The sequence below is a fragment of the Beduini sp. genome, from assembly GCF_047239305.1.
GTDB lineage: Bacteria > Bacillota_I > Bacilli_A > Erysipelotrichales > Coprobacillaceae > Beduini.
On sequence record NZ_JBKTEM010000001.1, the window covers coordinates 130,360 to 147,767 of the forward strand.

General features: G+C 33.8%; 12 protein-coding genes. 11 read left to right on the plus strand and 1 reads right to left on the minus strand.

Annotated features, from left to right (window positions below; translation table 11 throughout):
• The first annotated feature begins 1 nt into the window (after position 1).
• The 4 genes from ACLRVU_RS00655 (at position 2) to ACLRVU_RS00670 (ending at position 6,111) form a co-directional block, all read left to right on the plus strand.
• Positions 2 to 2,212: an ABC transporter ATP-binding protein gene (locus ACLRVU_RS00655; RefSeq protein ID WP_412890233.1), complete on the plus strand. Its 2,211-nt coding sequence runs from the start codon at positions 2 to 4 to the stop codon at positions 2,210 to 2,212.
• Complete coding sequence (locus ACLRVU_RS00660) at positions 2,205 to 4,073, plus strand: ABC transporter ATP-binding protein (RefSeq protein ID WP_147552957.1); 1,869 nt, start codon at positions 2,205 to 2,207, stop codon at positions 4,071 to 4,073. Before ACLRVU_RS00655 ends, ACLRVU_RS00660 begins: the two co-directional genes overlap by 8 nt.
• Positions 4,074 to 4,156: 83 nt before the next feature.
• On the plus strand, positions 4,157 to 4,996 hold the full coding sequence (locus tag ACLRVU_RS00665) for a DUF368 domain-containing protein (RefSeq protein ID WP_412890234.1): 840 nt from the start codon (positions 4,157 to 4,159) through the stop codon (positions 4,994 to 4,996).
• Positions 4,997 to 5,031: 35 nt separating this feature from the next.
• Positions 5,032 to 6,111, plus strand: coding sequence for a competence/damage-inducible protein A (locus ACLRVU_RS00670; protein WP_412890235.1), 1,080 nt, complete (start codon positions 5,032 to 5,034; stop codon positions 6,109 to 6,111).
• On the opposite strand, the gene ACLRVU_RS00675 is transcribed toward ACLRVU_RS00670, so the two are convergent.
• Complete coding sequence (locus ACLRVU_RS00675; RefSeq protein ID WP_412890236.1) at positions 6,108 to 6,989, minus strand: LysR family transcriptional regulator; 882 nt, start codon at positions 6,987 to 6,989, stop codon at positions 6,108 to 6,110. The two genes, ACLRVU_RS00670 and ACLRVU_RS00675, sit on opposite strands and share 4 nt — an antisense overlap.
• Before the next feature lie 109 nt (positions 6,990 to 7,098).
• Here ACLRVU_RS00675 and ACLRVU_RS00680 point away from each other — a divergent pair, with 109 nt between their 5' ends.
• The 7 genes from ACLRVU_RS00680 to ACLRVU_RS00710 all read left to right on the plus strand — a co-directional run bounded on the left by ACLRVU_RS00680 (position 7,099) and on the right by ACLRVU_RS00710 (position 17,406).
• Positions 7,099 to 8,367: an adenylosuccinate synthase gene (locus ACLRVU_RS00680; RefSeq protein ID WP_412890237.1), complete on the plus strand. Its 1,269-nt coding sequence runs from the start codon at positions 7,099 to 7,101 to the stop codon at positions 8,365 to 8,367.
• A gap of 12 nt (positions 8,368 to 8,379) precedes the next feature.
• Positions 8,380 to 9,924, plus strand: coding sequence for a glutamine-hydrolyzing GMP synthase (gene guaA / locus ACLRVU_RS00685; RefSeq protein WP_412890238.1), 1,545 nt, complete (start codon positions 8,380 to 8,382; stop codon positions 9,922 to 9,924).
• A gap of 219 nt (positions 9,925 to 10,143) precedes the next feature.
• Entirely contained in the window at positions 10,144 to 11,211 is a 1,068-nt protein-coding gene (locus ACLRVU_RS00690) for an FRG domain-containing protein (RefSeq protein ID WP_412890239.1), read from the plus strand.
• Positions 11,212 to 11,224: 13 nt separating this feature from the next.
• Entirely contained in the window at positions 11,225 to 12,889 is a 1,665-nt protein-coding gene (locus ACLRVU_RS00695; RefSeq protein WP_412890240.1) for an AIPR family protein, read from the plus strand.
• 621 nt (positions 12,890 to 13,510) lie between these two features.
• Positions 13,511 to 15,061 carry a type I restriction-modification system subunit M gene (locus ACLRVU_RS00700; protein WP_412890241.1) on the plus strand — a complete coding sequence of 517 codons (1,551 nt, stop codon included), beginning with the start codon at positions 13,511 to 13,513 and terminating at the stop codon, positions 15,059 to 15,061.
• The gene (locus tag ACLRVU_RS00705; RefSeq protein ID WP_412890242.1) at positions 15,062 to 16,243 is read left to right on the plus strand and encodes a restriction endonuclease subunit S; all 1,182 of its coding nucleotides are present in this window, start codon (positions 15,062 to 15,064) and stop codon (positions 16,241 to 16,243) included.
• A gap of 2 nt (positions 16,244 to 16,245) precedes the next feature.
• Positions 16,246 to 17,406: an anticodon nuclease gene (locus ACLRVU_RS00710; protein WP_412890243.1), complete on the plus strand. Its 1,161-nt coding sequence runs from the start codon at positions 16,246 to 16,248 to the stop codon at positions 17,404 to 17,406.
• Positions 17,407 to 17,408: the final 2 nt, after the last annotated feature.

Consider the following 17,408-nt stretch of genomic DNA (forward strand, 5'->3'; position numbering starts at 1 on the left):
GATGATAAAGTTAAGAAGATATTTGAAACCATTTATCGTATCGATCTTAATCGTAATCGGATTGCTTTATGTTCAGGCACAAACTGAATTGGCATTGCCGGATTATATGTCAAAGATTATCACGAATGGGATTCAAGCCGGGGGCTTCGAAGACGCTGTCATGGATGTATGTTCAAAGGACACCTATGATCTGATGAAGGTATTTATGTCAGAAGAAGATCAGAAAACATTAGATGAACATTACACATTGGTGGAAAGTCAGAACATCGATGAAGCAACCCTGAAAAAATATCCAGACGCTAAAGATAAAGACATTTATGTTTTAAATGATAAAGCTGACCGTACGGCCTTAAATCATATCATGGTAAAACCATTATTATTAGCGACCGGAATACAAACTTCAGAGCAGGCAGAACAAATGCTCGCTCAGCTGCCAGAAGGGATTACCATTGCACAGGCAATCGAAATGATGCCAAAAGAACAGCTGGCAGAAATGACTGATGGTATTGATGAAAAGTTTGATACATTAGGAGAATCATCAATGACCATTGCCGCAAGTAATGGTGTAAAGATGGAATATAAAACATTAGGCAGAGATACAGATGCCGTTCAAAATAACTATATTTTGAAAATCGGGGGTATGATGTTAGGGATTGCTTTATTAGGCTCTGCTGCAGCAATTACGGTAGGGTATTTCTCATCACGTATCGGTGCCGGAGTTTCCAGAAAATTAAGACAGGATGTCTTTAATAAAGTACAGCATTTCTCAACAACAGAATTCAATAAATTCTCTACAGCATCCCTGATTACACGTACGACCAACGATATTCAGCAGATTCAAATGGTTGTCGTTATGTGCTTGAGAGTTATTGTTTATTCACCAATTATTGGTTTTGGTGCCTTAATCAAAGTATTAAACAGCGCCAATTCAATGGCATGGATCATTGGTGTCGTTTTAGTCATTTTATTTGGTGTTATAATTACAACATTTATGATTGTCCTGCCAAAATTTACGATTGTACAAAAATTAGTCGATAAATTAAACTTAGTTATGAGAGAAAACTTATCGGGAATGTTAGTCATTCGTGCATTCGGAAATGAAAAACATGCCGAAGAACGTTTTGATGAAGCGAACAAAAATACTTGGAAAGTCAATTTATTTGTCAATCGTGTCATGAACACGGTAATGCCAATTATGATGTTGGTAATGAACTGTGTTTCTTTAGCGATTGTTTGGTTTGGTGCAAAGCAAATTGATTTAGGAACGTTAGCGATTGGTGATATGATGGCATTCATGCAATATTCAATGCAGATCATTATGTCATTCGTTATGATTTCAATGATTATGATTATGATTCCAAGAGCTGCTGTGGCGGCTAAACGTGTAAACGAAGTGTTAGAAATGGAGCCTTCTATTGAAGATCCTAAAGAACCTAAACGTTTTGATGAAAATAAAAAGGGATACGTTGAATTTAAAAATGTCAGCTTCTCTTATCCGGATGCAGCCGAACATGTTTTAAGCAATATCAGTTTTACTGCCAAACCGGGGGAAACGACAGCCTTTATCGGAAGTACCGGATCAGGGAAATCGACTTTAATTCAGCTGGTACCGCGTTTCTATGATGCGACTGAAGGAGAAGTACTGATTGATGGTATTAACGTAAAGGATGTCACTCAGCATGATTTGCGTGAGAAAATTGGTTTAGTTCCTCAAACAGGTGTTTTATTCTCTGGTACTATTGGTTCAAATATTCGTTATGGAAATCCAACCGCGACAGATGAAGAGCTAGATGTTATCAGTGATATTGCGCAGGCTACTGAATTCATTTCTTCAAAAGAAGAAAAATACGAAACGCCTATTGCTCAAGGCGGAACTAATGTTTCCGGCGGACAAAAACAACGTCTGTCTATTGCCAGAGCGATTGCGAAAAATCCGGAAATCTATATATTTGATGACAGTTTCTCTGCACTGGATTTCAAGACAGATGCAGCATTAAGAAAGGCTTTGAATGAACTTTGCCAAAAGACTAAGAGTACTGTACTATTAGTTGGACAAAGAATCAGCTCTATTATGCAGGCAGATCAGATTATCGTTTTAGATGAAGGAAAGGTTGCCGGAATCGGAACACATGATGAATTGATGAAGAACTGTTCAGTTTACCAAGAAATCGCCTTATCACAATTGTCAAAGGAGGAACTAGGTAATGAGTAATCAGCAAAAAAGTGCACCTCGTCGACCAATGGCAATGGGACCGGGAGGTCATGGCCGCGGATCAGGTGAAAAAGCAAAAAACTTTAAAGGGACGATGAAAAAATTATTAAATTATCTAAAACCCTTCTATCTTAAAATATTTATCGTTATTGTCTTTGCAGTAGGATCAACAGTCTTTGCGATTATCGGACCAAAGATTCTAGGGCAGGCAACTACAAAATTATCTGAAGGAATCATGGCGAAAGTCATGGGAACCGGAGGCATTGATTTTGATGCTATTTGGAATATTATTCTTTTATTAATAGCATTATATGCAATCAGTGCGATCTTCTCATATATTCAAGGATTTATCATGACAGGAGTCTCTCAGAGTATTTCCTACAATATGCGTAAAGAATTGTCAGAAAAAATGGATCGCATGCCATTAAAATATTTTGATACTAAAACACATGGGGAAGTATTAAGCCGTGTTACTAATGATATTGATACGATTGCTCAATCTTTGAACCAGAGTATGTCGCAGATCATTACTTCCATTGCAACCGTAGTCGGAATCTTCATCATGATGCTCAGCATCAGCTGGGAAATGACGTTGCTTGCCGTGATGGTATTGCCTATTTCCGCAGTCTTAATGGTGCAGATTACAAAAAGATCACAAAAGTACTTTAAGCAGCAGCAAGCCTACTTAGGAGATGTTAACGGACATATCGAAGAAATGTATGGCGGACATGATGTCGTAAAAGCATTTAACGGTGAAGAAGCCTCTATTGAAGAGTTTGCTGTGCATAACGGAAACTTATATAAATCAGCTTGGAAATCTCAATTCTTATCAAGCATGATGCATCCAATTACGAACTTTGTTGGGAATTTAGGGTATGTAGGTGTCTGTTTATTAGGAGGCTGGCTGGCAACTCAAGGTACGATTGCGATTGGGGATATTCAGGCATTTATCCAATATGTACGTTCATTCAATCAGCCAATCGGGCAAGTTGCTCAGATCATGAATGTTTTACAGTCTACTGCAGCTGCCGCTGAACGTGTCTTTGAATTCTTAGCTGAAGAAGAAATGACACCGGATACACCAAATCCAGTAGCTATAGTCGATCAAAATGGAGAAAGTACTATCAAAGGATCTGTTACATTTGCGAATGTTCATTTCGGATACTTTGAAGATAAGATCATCATTAATGATTTTAATATGCATATTCATTCCGGACAAAAAGTCGCTATTGTGGGACCTACCGGAGCCGGAAAAACAACTATCGTTAAGCTATTGATGCGATTCTATGAATTAAATTCCGGATCTATTATGATCGATGGACATGATATCAAGGAATATACACGTAAAGATTTAAGAAGTTTATTTGGTATGGTACTCCAAGATGCTTGGCTGTTTAACGGTACTATTAAAGAAAACTTGAAGTATGGTAAACAAGATGCCACTGATGAACAAGTGATTGAAGCAGCTAAAGTAGCAAATGTTGATCATTTTATCAGAACTTTGGATCATGGGTATGATACGGTCATTAATGAAGAATCAAACAACGTTTCACAAGGTCAAAAGCAGCTGCTGACGATTGCCAGAGCGTTCTTAACCGATCCGAAAATCTTAATTTTAGATGAAGCAACAAGTTCGGTAGATACGCGTACAGAAGTACTGATTCAAGAGGGAATGGATCGCTTGATGGAAGGCAGAACAAGCTTCGTTATTGCCCATCGTTTATCAACGATCAGAGATGCCGATGTCATCTTAGTAATGCGCGACGGCGATATTGTTGAGGTTGGAAATCATGAAGACTTATTGGCAAAAGATGGTTTCTATGCTTCACTCTATAATTCACAATTTGAAAACTGTGAGTAGTAAGAATGTCTTACTGCTCCTTTTTTATTGAATAAAATCAGAAATTTATGTATAATCATAATTTGTAAAGGTAAGGTGAGTTTATGATCAAAACATTAATCGGTGGGATCGCTGTAGGCGTTGCGAATATTATTCCGGGTGTCAGCGGCGGAACCATGATGGTGGTTTTAGGTATTTTTAATAAAGTTATGGATAGTATTTCTGACTTGGTATCAAAGGATAATAAAAAAAGAATGGAAGCGATCATTTTCTTAGCTCAAGTTTTAGTTGGGGCAGTGATTGGGCTGGTAGGCTTCGCTAAAGTTATTGAATTCTTATTCAATCATTATCCAACACAAACCATGTACTGGTTTATCGGACTTATTGCGTTTAGTATTCCATTATTCTTAAAATCAGAGATGAAAGGAGAAAGACTAAGCCTGCTTCCTTTTGTCATTGGTATTGGTATTATCTTTGGATTAGAATTCTTAAATCCTGGTAAAGGGGATGTGGCAGTCAATCCGGTACTCCCAGCGATTTCAATCGGTTTATGTATAAAAATGATCTTGATCGGTGCCATTGCCGGAGGTACGATGCTAATGCCGGGAGTCAGCGGGTCAATGGTGTTGCTGATCTTAGGAGAATATTATTTGTTTAAATCATATTTAGCTAATATTACGAGCTTTTCAATGGAAATTCTGATTCCTTTAGCGTTCATGGGAGTAGGGATCATCTTAGGTATTCTCATCAGTGCTAAATTATGTGGTTATTTTTTAAAAAAATATCATCGTGGGACATTAAGTCTGATTTTAGGGTTAATTGTAGCCTCTTCATTGGTGCTGATTCCTTTTTCAGCCGCTTATAATGTTACTGTGATTATCACTTCAGTAATCGCTTTGCTTTTAGGTGGTATTATGGTGATTGGTTTAGGAAAAATATCTTAGTAGCAGGATTGCTACTTTTTTTGATAGGAGGATTTATGAAGGTTGAAATTATCAATGTTGGGACAGAATTATTATTAGGAGAGATCGTCAATACCAACGCTGCAGAAATTCAAAAGGCTTGCCGTGAATTAGGGTTTTCTATTTTTTATCAGACGGTTGTGGGAGATAATCCTAAACGTTTTAAAGAATGTTTGGAAACTGCCTTTTTACGTGGGGCAGATATGGTCATCACGACAGGGGGTTTAGGTCCCACGGCAGATGATCTGACCAAGGAGCTTTCTGCTGAATATTTGGGATTGGATATGGAATTTAGGGAAGAAGAGGCGAAGAAGGTTTTTGATAAGTGCAGCTTTTTAATGGGGAGTGATCAGATCCCGGAAACCAATTATAAGCAGGCTTATTATCCTAAAGGTGCTTATATCTTAGAGAATGATGTGGGAACTGCAAATGGCTGTGTGATGAGTTGTGATCAAAAACGCATTGTCAATTTGCCGGGACCGCCTAAAGAAATGCGTTATGTTTTAAACCATGCTTTGCTTCCTTATCTGGAACGTTATCGTGAAGATAAGATTTATACGTATAATATCAATACAATGATGATTGGTGAGAGTGATATGGCTCAAAAGCTAAACGATATTGTAGAGGATCAAAAAGAAGTATCGATCGCTTTATATGCTTCCGAGGATCATTGTCGTGTTCGTTTAGCAGTGAGAGCTAAGAGTCAGACAGAGGCGGATCACTGTGTTGCCGGAGTTAAACATATTATTGAAGAACGCTTAAAGGACTATATTGTGGAAGAGTCAAGCTTAAATGAAGCGCTGTTTGCAATCATGCCTCCTTACTACATCGAATATAAAGATGATTTTCGTTTATCGGAAACCTTCCGTTTAGGTAAAAGCTATTCTGAATCTAAAGAGGCTATGAAATTAGAGATTGGAAAGAGAAAGCATCTATTAGGAGAGATTATTACAGTGGTGATTCATTATGGGGATGAAACTGAAACATTTGAAGTGGCTGCTTTAAAAGAAGCAACGCTTTCTTATGCCCGTATTGAATCTCGGATTGTCGCTAATATTTATCGTTTCTTAAAGAAAAAGACAAGATCTAAGGACTAAGTAGTCAGTTGATCTTGTATTAATTCGATAAATTTTAAGCAGGCAGGACTGAGGGTGCGACGCTTTAAATAAGCATAGCCAATATGGCGGGCTTTGATCGGCGGTTGAATAGCTATAGGATAAACCTCATGATTGTCTATAGCCTGACTTACAAATTCCTGTGTGACACAGGCGATTCCAAGATTACTGGTGACAAAGTCAATTAAAAGATCATGTGCACCTAATTCAATATTAGGGGTTAACAGCACTCCTTCTTTGGCAAAAACGTTATCCACATAGCGTCTGGAATTCGCTGTTGTTTCCAGCATAATTAAAGGAAGCTGGGCAAGTTCTTTGTAGGTATAGGTCTTTTGATTTGGATAATGTGAAACAAAAATGTCATGAATCTGCAGACAAGGTTTGACTTCAATTGTTTCTTCATGAATCGGCATGTTAAGAAAGCCGAGATCAATCTGACCGCTTTTTAATAGATCGATGGTTTCCATACTGGTACGATTGACAACTTTAATATTTACTCCCGGATATAATTCGTGAAACTGAGTAATATAAGGTAAGACAAAGTGCTTGCTCAAGGTATCACCGGCACCAATTGTAAGTTCACCTTCATTTAGGGTTTGGTAGTTCACCAGTTGATTTTCAGCACTGGTAATGATTGATAAAGCTTCGTTAATGTTTCGATAAAGAAGCATACCTTCATTAGTTAAGGTGACTCCTTTAGGGTGGCGGATAAATAATTGTGTCTGCAATTCTTTTTCTAAAGCATTGATTGCCTGAGAAACAGCGGATTGAGTAATATAAAGATTTCTTGAAGCAATGGAAAAAGACTGAGTAGCAGCAGCTTCATTAAAAATCTTGTATTGTTCTAATTTGATATTCATATTAGTACTCCTTATATCAAAAATAGTATTTATTAATTTTACTTATAGTTATAAGTATAATATAATGAATTTGTATTTTGGTCAAGCAATGAACGAAAGGATGAGTTATATGGCTGGAGTTGTAGTAGTAGGAAGTCAGTGGGGAGATGAAGGTAAAGGGAAAATTACCGATTATTTATCTCAGCAGGCGGATTATGTAGTACGTTATCAGGGAGGCAATAATGCCGGACATACGATTGAGTTTAATGGTAAAAAATTTGCTTTGAGATTGATTCCCTCTGGAATTTTCAATGCAAAAACGGTTGTGCTGGGAAACGGAATGGTCATTAATCCGAAAGCTTTATTAGAAGAAATGAAATATTTAAATGAAGCAGGAATCAATACAGATCATATTTTGATATCTGATCGTGCCCATTTAACTTTGCCTTATCATATTGAGATCGATGGAATTCAAGAAGAACGACGTGGAGCAAATAGTATTGGAACGACTAAAAAAGGAATCGGACCTACTTATGTGGATAAATATGCTCGTATCGGAATTCGTATCGGTGAGTTTATAAATGAAGAATTGTTTTTAAAAAGATTACAAGAAGTATTGCCGTTAAAGAAGCAGGAATTTCCGGAATTGAATTTTACAGTTGAAGAAATTTTTGAAGAATATAAAGAATATGCGAAGATCATTAAACCAATGGTAACTGATACTGGATTAGTATTAGATGAAGCTTTTCGTGAAGATAAAAAAGTATTGTTTGAAGGGGCTCAGGGAACCATGCTGGATATTGACTATGGAACATATCCTTTTGTAACTTCTTCTCATCCGGGGGCAAATGGAGTCTGTGAAGGTGCTGGGATTGGTCCAACACATATTCAGACTGCTATCGGCATTATTAAAGCCTATACAACAAGAGTAGGAGCGGGAGCATTCCCAACCGAAATTGATGGTGAGTTGGCTCATTTTATCCGTGAAGCCGGGCATGAGTATGGAACAGTGACAAAACGCCCAAGAAGAATCGGCTGGTTTGACGCAGTAGTGGTCAATCAATCAAGACGTATGAGCGGTTTAACTGGTGTCTCATTAATGCTTTTAGATGTACTGACTGGTTTAGAGACATTGAAGATTTGTACCGCTTACTCATTAGATGGAAAGGTGATTCATGCCCTGCCTTCTACCATTTCTGAATTAGAAAGAGTACAGCCGATCTATGAAGAGATGTCGGGCTGGAAAGAAGACATTACGCAGGTAAGAAGCTTTGAAGAACTGCCGGCAGCTTGTCAGAATTATTTAAGACGTATCGAAGAATTGATTCATTGTCCGATTCAGATTTTCTCAGTTGGACCGGATCGTCTGCAAACAATCATAATGAAAGAAGTATTTTAAGGAGGGACACGAGTGAAAAGAGAATTAGTTATCGTCATCGACTTTGGTGGACAATATAATCAGCTGATCGCCCGCCGCGTGCGTGAAAGCAATGTGTATTGTGAAATCTATTCCTATAAAGTGGATATTGAAAAGATTAAGTCAATGCATCCAAAAGGGATTATTTTAACTGGTGGACCGAATAGCTGCTATGAAGAGGATTCACCGACCTATTCAAAGGAATTATTTGAATTAGGTATTCCGGTGCTGGGATTATGTTATGGAGCGCAGTTGATGCAGCATGTTTTAGGTGGTAAAGTGGAACGTGCAAGCGTAAGAGAATATGGAAAATCAGAATTAACGGTAGATAATAGTTCAGTGCTGTTTTCTGATGTATCTAAAAACAGTGTTTGCTGGATGAGCCATTTTGATTATATTTCAAAAGTAGCGCCGGGATTTAGAATTACCGCAACGACACCGGATTGTCCTGTCGCAGCTTGTGAAGATGCGAAGCGTGGATTATATGCTATTCAGTTCCATCCGGAAGTGTTGCATACTCAGGAAGGCACTAAAATGCTTTCTAATTTCGTGTTGAATGTATGTGGCTGTCATGGTGATTGGCGCATGGATTCTTTTGTTGAAGAGGCGCTCAAAGAGATTAGGGAAAAAGTTGGCGATGGTAAGGTATTATGTGCGTTGTCTGGTGGTGTGGATTCATCAGTCGCAGCGGTTTTACTGTCAAAGGCAATCGGAAATCAACTGACTTGTGTGTTTGTTGATCATGGATTGCTTCGTAAGAATGAAGGGGATGAAGTTGAAGCGGTATTTGGTCCTGATGGAAATTATGAATTGAACTTCATTCGTGTGAATGCGCAGGAAAGATATTATCATAAGCTGGAGGGAATAACGGAACCTGAAGAAAAAAGAAAGATCATCGGAGAAGAGTTTATTCGCGTTTTTGAAGAGGAAGCGAAGAAAATCGGAACTGTGGATTTCTTAGTGCAGGGGACAATTTATCCTGATGTGGTAGAAAGCGGGTTAGGTGGAGAATCTGCCGTGATTAAATCGCATCATAATGTTGGTGGATTACCTGATTATGTGGATTTTAAAGAGATTATTGAACCGCTTCGCGATTTGTTTAAGGATGAAGTGCGTAAAGTGGGATTGGAATTGGGAATTCCTGAATACTTAGTGTTTAGACAGCCTTTCCCTGGACCGGGTCTTGGTATTCGTATTATTGGTGAAGTGACGAAAGAGAAAGTGAAGATCGTGCAGGAGGCGGATGCGATTTATCGTGAAGAGATCGCGAATGCAGGATTGGATCGTTCGATAGGTCAGTATTTTGCTGCTTTAACGAATATGCGTTCGGTAGGAGTGATGGGGGATGAAAGAACCTATGACTACGCTGTGGTTTTAAGAGCGGTGAATACGATTGATTTCATGACGGCAGAGGCGGCGGAGATTCCATTCGAAGTGCTGAATAAGGTCATGAGTAGAATTATTAATGAGGTTCGCGGGGTTAATAGGGTGATGTATGATATTACGTCTAAACCACCGGGGACGATTGAATTTGAATAAAGCATAGTATCAAGTGGTTTATGGGTGTCCTTTAATGGGTGCCTTTTTTATTTTTTGTTAAATGAGTAAATTTATATATGTTCTTTGTAGAAAAATAAATGATTTTCTATGCAAAGTTTAGTATATTTAAATATATTTTAATTGTCTTGTTAAATAAATTGTTTTGAAATTACTGTTAAATATTGTAGAATAATATAAAAAGAGGGAGATAATAATATTATGAGTGATGAAGTAGTTATTGAAAGTTTATCTGACTATATTAATAAAATAAAAATGATAAACAGTGAGTTTGAAGACGATGATGTTATTGTATATAGAGGAGAAAATCAGGTGTATCCAACGCCTTGTGTACCTAATTTATTTAGGCAAAATCGTACTAAAGAAAATTATTTTTTTGAGAAAAATCTTCTGGATGAGATGGTGGCTAATAAATTAACAGATGGTGAAAGTTATCTAATAAAGGCAGTAGATGCTCAACACGGAGGATTTCCTAGTAGATTGTTAGATGTTACATATGATTGTTTGGTTGCTTTATATTTTGCTATAACTCCTTCTTATAAGGAAAAAGAAAATATTGATGATGATAAAAATGGAGTTGTTTATGTATTTGATTTTGAAAATATGTATTGTCCCATAGCTACAAATGTAAAAGAACTATACGATGGTATTTTAGAGAGAAAAGAAGAATGGCTTTTTAAGGATACTTTATTTCAATATAATCATAAATTTGTGGATCATGTTTTAGCAAATAATAGAATAATAGCGCAGAAAGGAGCGGTTATATTATTTCAGGGTGATGGATTTTCACCAATACCTAAATATGGTTTTGAGAAAATTATAATCCCTTCTCATTTGAAAAGTACATTAAGAGAAGATTTGAAAAAGTTGTTTGGAATATATACTGGGTTTATTTATCCAGAAGGAGATAATAAAGTTGATGAAATAGTTAATAAAAGTATAAAATTTAATCCTGCTCCTTTTTCACGAAAAACAGAAATAGAATTAATATCTCATCATATAAAAAAATATATTGGATATAATATAGAACAGATAACTTCCCAAAAAGAAATAGATTCTTTTCGATTACAATCACAAGTTATAGAAGTAGAAAAAGAATTAAAAGAAATAAAAGATAGAATATTGAAACTTAATCACATTAGTAGTGATGAGAAAGAAGTTGTAGATAAATTAAAAAGCAATTTTGATATTCAAATTGATGAATTTGAACAAGCTATGCAATGTATTGATAACAATTTAACTATTGACATAGATTTTTTAAAATTCTAAAAAGGAGATAAGTATGGCTAGAAAAATAAATAATAATAATTGTGTAGAGTTAATTAATCAATTTTTAGAGGAAAAAGATTTTTTTAAGGAATACGATAATGATGAAATTCAAAAGATTAAAAATAATGTTAAAATGACACTTTATAAACAAAATTTTATTACATTAAAAGAACTAAATATGGAAAATTCAGATGATTTTGTTAATTTTTTTTATGTAAAAAATGGTCAAGAAATAGAAAGTCTAATTAGTGAGATCAGAAATCAAAATAATATAAATGATAAAGACCAATTCAATTTTTACTATATTGTTATAATTGTAGAAAATTATAAAATGAAATTAGAAGTTGAAAAATGGAAACAAGAAATTAGAAGGTTAATAAAAAAAGAATTTGAATGTAAAAGTGTAACAAGAGTTATTTACCAAATTATTCAGGATGTTCAAAATGTAAGCAAAGAATTTGATGTACGAATAGATAGTAGATTGTCTTCTATTACTGTACCATTTGATAATAATGTTCAAAATCTTAATTCAAAAAGCATATCTTCAAAAGTAAGTTCATATGTTTTTACAGCGAATCTTTACGATATTGCAAATATGTATAATTATATTGGTGATGTCTTATTTGATCAAAACGTTCGATATAAATTAAAGGACTCTTTTGATGTTGAAAAAAACATATTAAGCACTTTATCAAATAGTCCGGAAGATTTTTGGTATCTTAACAATGGTGTAACTATGATAGTATCTAGTAAAGATAATATTGATTTATTTAATCCTAATAAAGTTGTACTATCATTTAATAAGTTTGGTAATATTTCAATTATTAACGGAGCACAAACAATCTCAACGGCTGCAAATTATTTTTTTGATAATTCCAAATTAAAAGACGAATTAGATTATGCTAAAAAAAATGCAAAAGTATTATTGAGAGTTATGTATGTTAATGATCCAAATACAGATTGTAAAAATGATTTGAATAAAATTAGTGTTTCTTTAAATAGACAAAAGCCAATTTCTGTAGAAGATATAGCTTATACAAATGAAAGAATTTTTGAAATTAATCAACTATACAAGGATAATAGAGATCAATATCATTTTTATATTTCAAAAAGAGGAGAGGAAACAATTAAGAAATATGCTTATAGTATACCAACTCTTTTAAGAAATTATGTTGCTTATTATCAGCAAAAACCTGGGGATGCAAGATCAAAATCATCTAAGAATATTATTGATAGTGTATTGAATGATGAATTAAAATATGAAATAGATGAGGTAGAATTTAATAAGCGTTTCAAACCTATTAATTTTGTGGTTGGATTAGGTAGTTTATATGATAAATTTTCCAATAGTCATCAATATAATATTGAAAACAAAAATACAATTTTGAAAAACGGAAAATATTATTTTCTTTCTTTAGTGATGTATGCTTTGATTTTGAAAGATACTATACCACTTGATGGAAATCATTATGATTTTAGTGATTTTAAATATACTAATGATTCGCATAGTGATAATATAGATGAAATTATAGAGGTATATGTCGATGTTATAAACGAGTATTGCCAAAATACTGGATTAGATTCAAATGATTTTAAAAATCAAAAGTTATATATTGACATTAAAAACTATGAAGAAAATAAACGTTTATTTGATAAAATCAATGAATTTTTCAGTTAATATAAAATTAATAAATTACATATTTTTCATCTGGAAAATTGATGATATTGTTTAAAAGTATAAAAAAACAAATTTTAAAATAAGTGATAAATCTTAATTTAAGTAGGTTAGTAAAAACATATGAATTCAAAGAGTTTGAATAAGAAAAAACTATTAGTAGCTATTGATGCAGATAATTTCAATGATTATCTGTATTTTCTTTTATGACAATAGGCTTGGTTAAAAGAGCTTTTTTTGTATTTAAGTAAGTGTTTATATCTTTTATTTACCCAACTTATTTGTAAAAGTTTTTGATTATATCTTTTTCACTCTATTTGAAAGTAGTATTTTCTTGATATAACACCATTAATACAGAAAACTATAATGATTAGTGTTTGCTTAGAAATAAGATGTATAACTTGATAAGTAAAAGCAAATATCTATAATCAAATTAAAGAAGTTTATATTAGTATTTACGAATGAGTTGTGGTTATTTGTAATTTTTATAGAGTGAAGTTTTTATACAAGGGAGTATTAAAAAATGGTATAATCAAATTGCTAATATGCAAATGAAAAGTAAAATAGTATATAACAATTTTGAATGCTATAGATTTATTAATTATATTAAACGGAGGAATTGAAATGTCAAGTGCGGCACAGAGAGCAGAATTACAATCACAAATTTGGAAAATAGCAAATGAGGTTAGAGGATCCGTTGATGGATGGGACTTTAAACAATATGTATTGGGAACTCTTTTTTATCGTTTTATTAGTGAGAACTTTTCAAATTATATTGAAGGAGGGGACGATAGTATTAACTATGCAGAATTAGATGATAGCATTATAACAAAAGAGATCAAAGAAGATGCAATCAAAACAAAGGGATATTTTATATATCCAAGCCAATTATTTTCTAATATTGCAAAGGAAGCAAACACAAATGATAGTTTAAATACAGATTTAGCTGAAATATTTTCAGCAATAGAAAGTTCTGCAAATGGATACCCGTCTGAATCAGATATCAAAGGATTATTTGCTGATTTTGATACAACGAGCAATAGATTAGGAAATACAGTTAAAGATAAAAATAGTCGCTTAGCAGCTGTAATTAAAGGCGTTGAGAGGCTTAATTTTGGTAAGTTTGAAGATAATCAAATAGATTTGTTTGGGGATGCTTATGAATTTTTGATATCGAATTATGCTGCTAATGCAGGAAAGTCTGGAGGCGAATTTTTCACACCACAATGTGTATCTGAACTTATAGCAAAACTTGCAATACATGGTCAATCAACAATAAATAAAATATATGATCCAGCAGCAGGTTCTGGTTCACTTCTATTACAAGCAAAAAAACAGTTTGATGAGCATATTATTGAAGATGGGTTCTTTGGGCAAGAAATTAATCATACGACCTATAACCTTGCTCGTATGAATATGTTTTTGCATAATATAAACTATGATAAATTTAATATAGCGCTAGGGAACACTCTATTAGATCCACAATTTGGAAATGATAAGCCATTCGATGCAATTGTGTCAAATCCTCCTTATTCTATACCATGGATTGGTAGTGGCGATCCAACTCTTATCAATGATGAACGTTTTGCACCAGCAGGTATACTTGCACCAAAATCTAAAGCTGATTTTGCGTTTGTTCTTCATGCTTTAAGCTATCTTTCTAGTAAAGGACGAGCAGCAATTGTATGTTTCCCCGGTATCTTCTATCGTGGTGGTGCTGAACAAAAAATTAGAAAATATTTAGTTGATAATAACTTTGTAGAAACTGTTATCTCTCTTGCTCCTAATCTATTTTATGGTACTTCAATTGCTGTTAATATTTTAGTACTTTCAAAACATAAAACGGATACTAAAACTCAATTCATAGATGCAAGTGGTGAAGATTATTTCAAAAAAGAAACAAACAACAATGTTTTAACATCAGACCATATAAATGCTATCTTAGAACTGTTTGTTAATAAAAAAGATATAGAGCATGTTGCGATATCTGTAGATAAAGATAGAATATCAGCTGAAAATTATAATCTTTCTGTAAGTTCTTATGTAAAGCCTAAGGATACAAGAGAAGTAATTAATATAGTTGAATTAAATGCTAAAATTAAAAAAACAGTGGCAAACATAGATAGACTTCGTGCTGAGATTGATGAAATAATTGCAGAAATTGAGGTAGGATAAATGAGTAAATTAGAGCAGCTTATAGAAGAACTTTGTCCTAATGGGGTAGCGTATGATAAATTAGATTCGGTGTTAGATTATGAACAACCCGCAAAATATATCGTAAAAGACACTAATTATGATAATAGCTTTAAAACACCTGTCTTAACCGCTGGACAATCATTTATATTGGGGTACACAAGTGAAGTAAATGGAATATATATTGCGACAAAAGAAAATCCAACTATTATTTTTGATGATTTTACAACATCTTTTCACTGGGTAGATTTTAGCTTTAAAATCAAATCTTCTGCTATGAAAATGCTAAGGGTTAAACCGAAAAAAATTAAAGATGTATCATTCAGATATGTGTATCATTTTATGAAAAGTATTAAGTATGAGCCAGTCGATCACTCAAGACAGTGGATAGCAAAATATTCTACTTTTTTATTGCCTGTCCCCCCTCTCTCTGTGCAAGAGGAAATTGTCCGTATTTTGGACAATTTCACAGAGCTTACAGCAGAGCTTACAGCAGAGCTTACAGCAAGAAAAAAACAGTTTGAGTATTATAGGGATAGTGTTTTTGAATCTAATATTTTAGCTAACACTACTTTTTCTCCGCTTTCTGCAATTGCTGATGTTAGAGATGGGACTCACGACAGTCCCAAACCAGCAACTGAAGGAAAATTTTTGATCACATCAAAAAATGTGAAAAATGGCACGATAAATTTTGAAAATGCTTATTTGATAAGTTTGCAAGATTTTAATTCTATAAATCAGCGTAGCAAGGTTGATTTGTGGGATTTACTCTTCACGATGATAGGAACAGTTGGAGAAATTGGGCTGATTGAAAATGAACCAGATTTTGCAATAAAAAATGTCGGATTGATAAAAACTGGTGATGAAATAATTTCTCGGTTTTTAAAATATTATTTAACGACAAGCAAGGTCAAAAAATATGTCGAAAATAACAGAAGTAAAGGAAGTCAAGTTTTTCTTGCACTTGGAAAACTACGAAACCTTCCGATTCCAGTATTAGAAAAAGCAACTATGGAACACATCGTAGATATACTCGATCGTTTTGACACACTTTGCAATGATATTTCTAAAGGACTTCCTGCTGAAATTGAAGCTAGACAAAAACAATACGAATATTATAGAGATAAACTTTTAACGTTCAAAAATATAGATGCTGAGGAATAAATATGGGGAAAACTTTAAAAGAAATTGCGCAGCAATTAAAAAATAATAATAAGAAAGTCCAGTTAATTTATGCATTTAACGGAAACGGAAAGACAAGACTATCAAGAGAATTTAAAACACTTGTTTCTCCTAAGGTTGACATGGATCAAGAAGAAACAGATTTGAAAAACAAGAAAATCCTTTATTACAATGCGTTTACAGAAGATTTGTTTTACTGGGATAATGATCTGAAAGATGATGCTAAACCAAAACTTAAAATACATCCGAATGTTTTTACAAAGTGGGTTTTTGAAGATCAAGGACAAGATCGAAATGTTGTTAAATATTTTCAGCATTACACAGATGATAAATTGAATCCAAGTTTTAATTCTAAGTATACTATTAAGGATAACGACGAAAGAGAGAGAACTGTAGATGCTTTTACAGAAGTAATATTTTCATATAATCGTGGGAATAATTCAATTGCAGAGAATATTAAAATTTCTAAAGGTGAGGAAAGTTGTTTTATTTGGAGTGTTTTTTATGCATTACTTGAACAAGTTGTTAACGTACTAAATGTTGCAGAAGAAAGCGATAGAGAAACAAATCAATTTGACAACATTAAATATGTTTTTATTGATGATCCAGTAACTTCATTAGATGAAAATCATTTAATAGAACTTGCAGTAAACCTAGCAAGACTAATTAAGTCTAGTGATTTTGAACTTAACAATGTAAAATTCATTATTACTACGCATAATATCAACTTTTATAATATAATGTATAACGAAACAAAGCAAAAAGCTGGCTATATCCTAAGTAGACTAGAAGATAATACATTTGAATTAAATAAGGTACAAGGGGATTCCAATAGATGTCTTTCTTATCATTTATATTTAAAAAGTGAGTTAGAGACTGCTGTTGCAAATAATCAAGTTAAAAGACAACATTTCACCTATTTGAGAAACTTATATGAAAAAACTGCTAGCTTTTTAGGTTATACCGATTGGGGTGATTTGTTGCCAGGTGATAGGGATGTTTATTATAAACGCATTACTAATTTTACTAGCCATTCCACGATAGCTGGTGAGGTTATAGCTGAGCCTACACCACAGGAAAAACAAACAGTTAAGTTATTACTTGAGCACTTAATTAACACTTATAGCTTTTGGAAGGAGGAATAAAA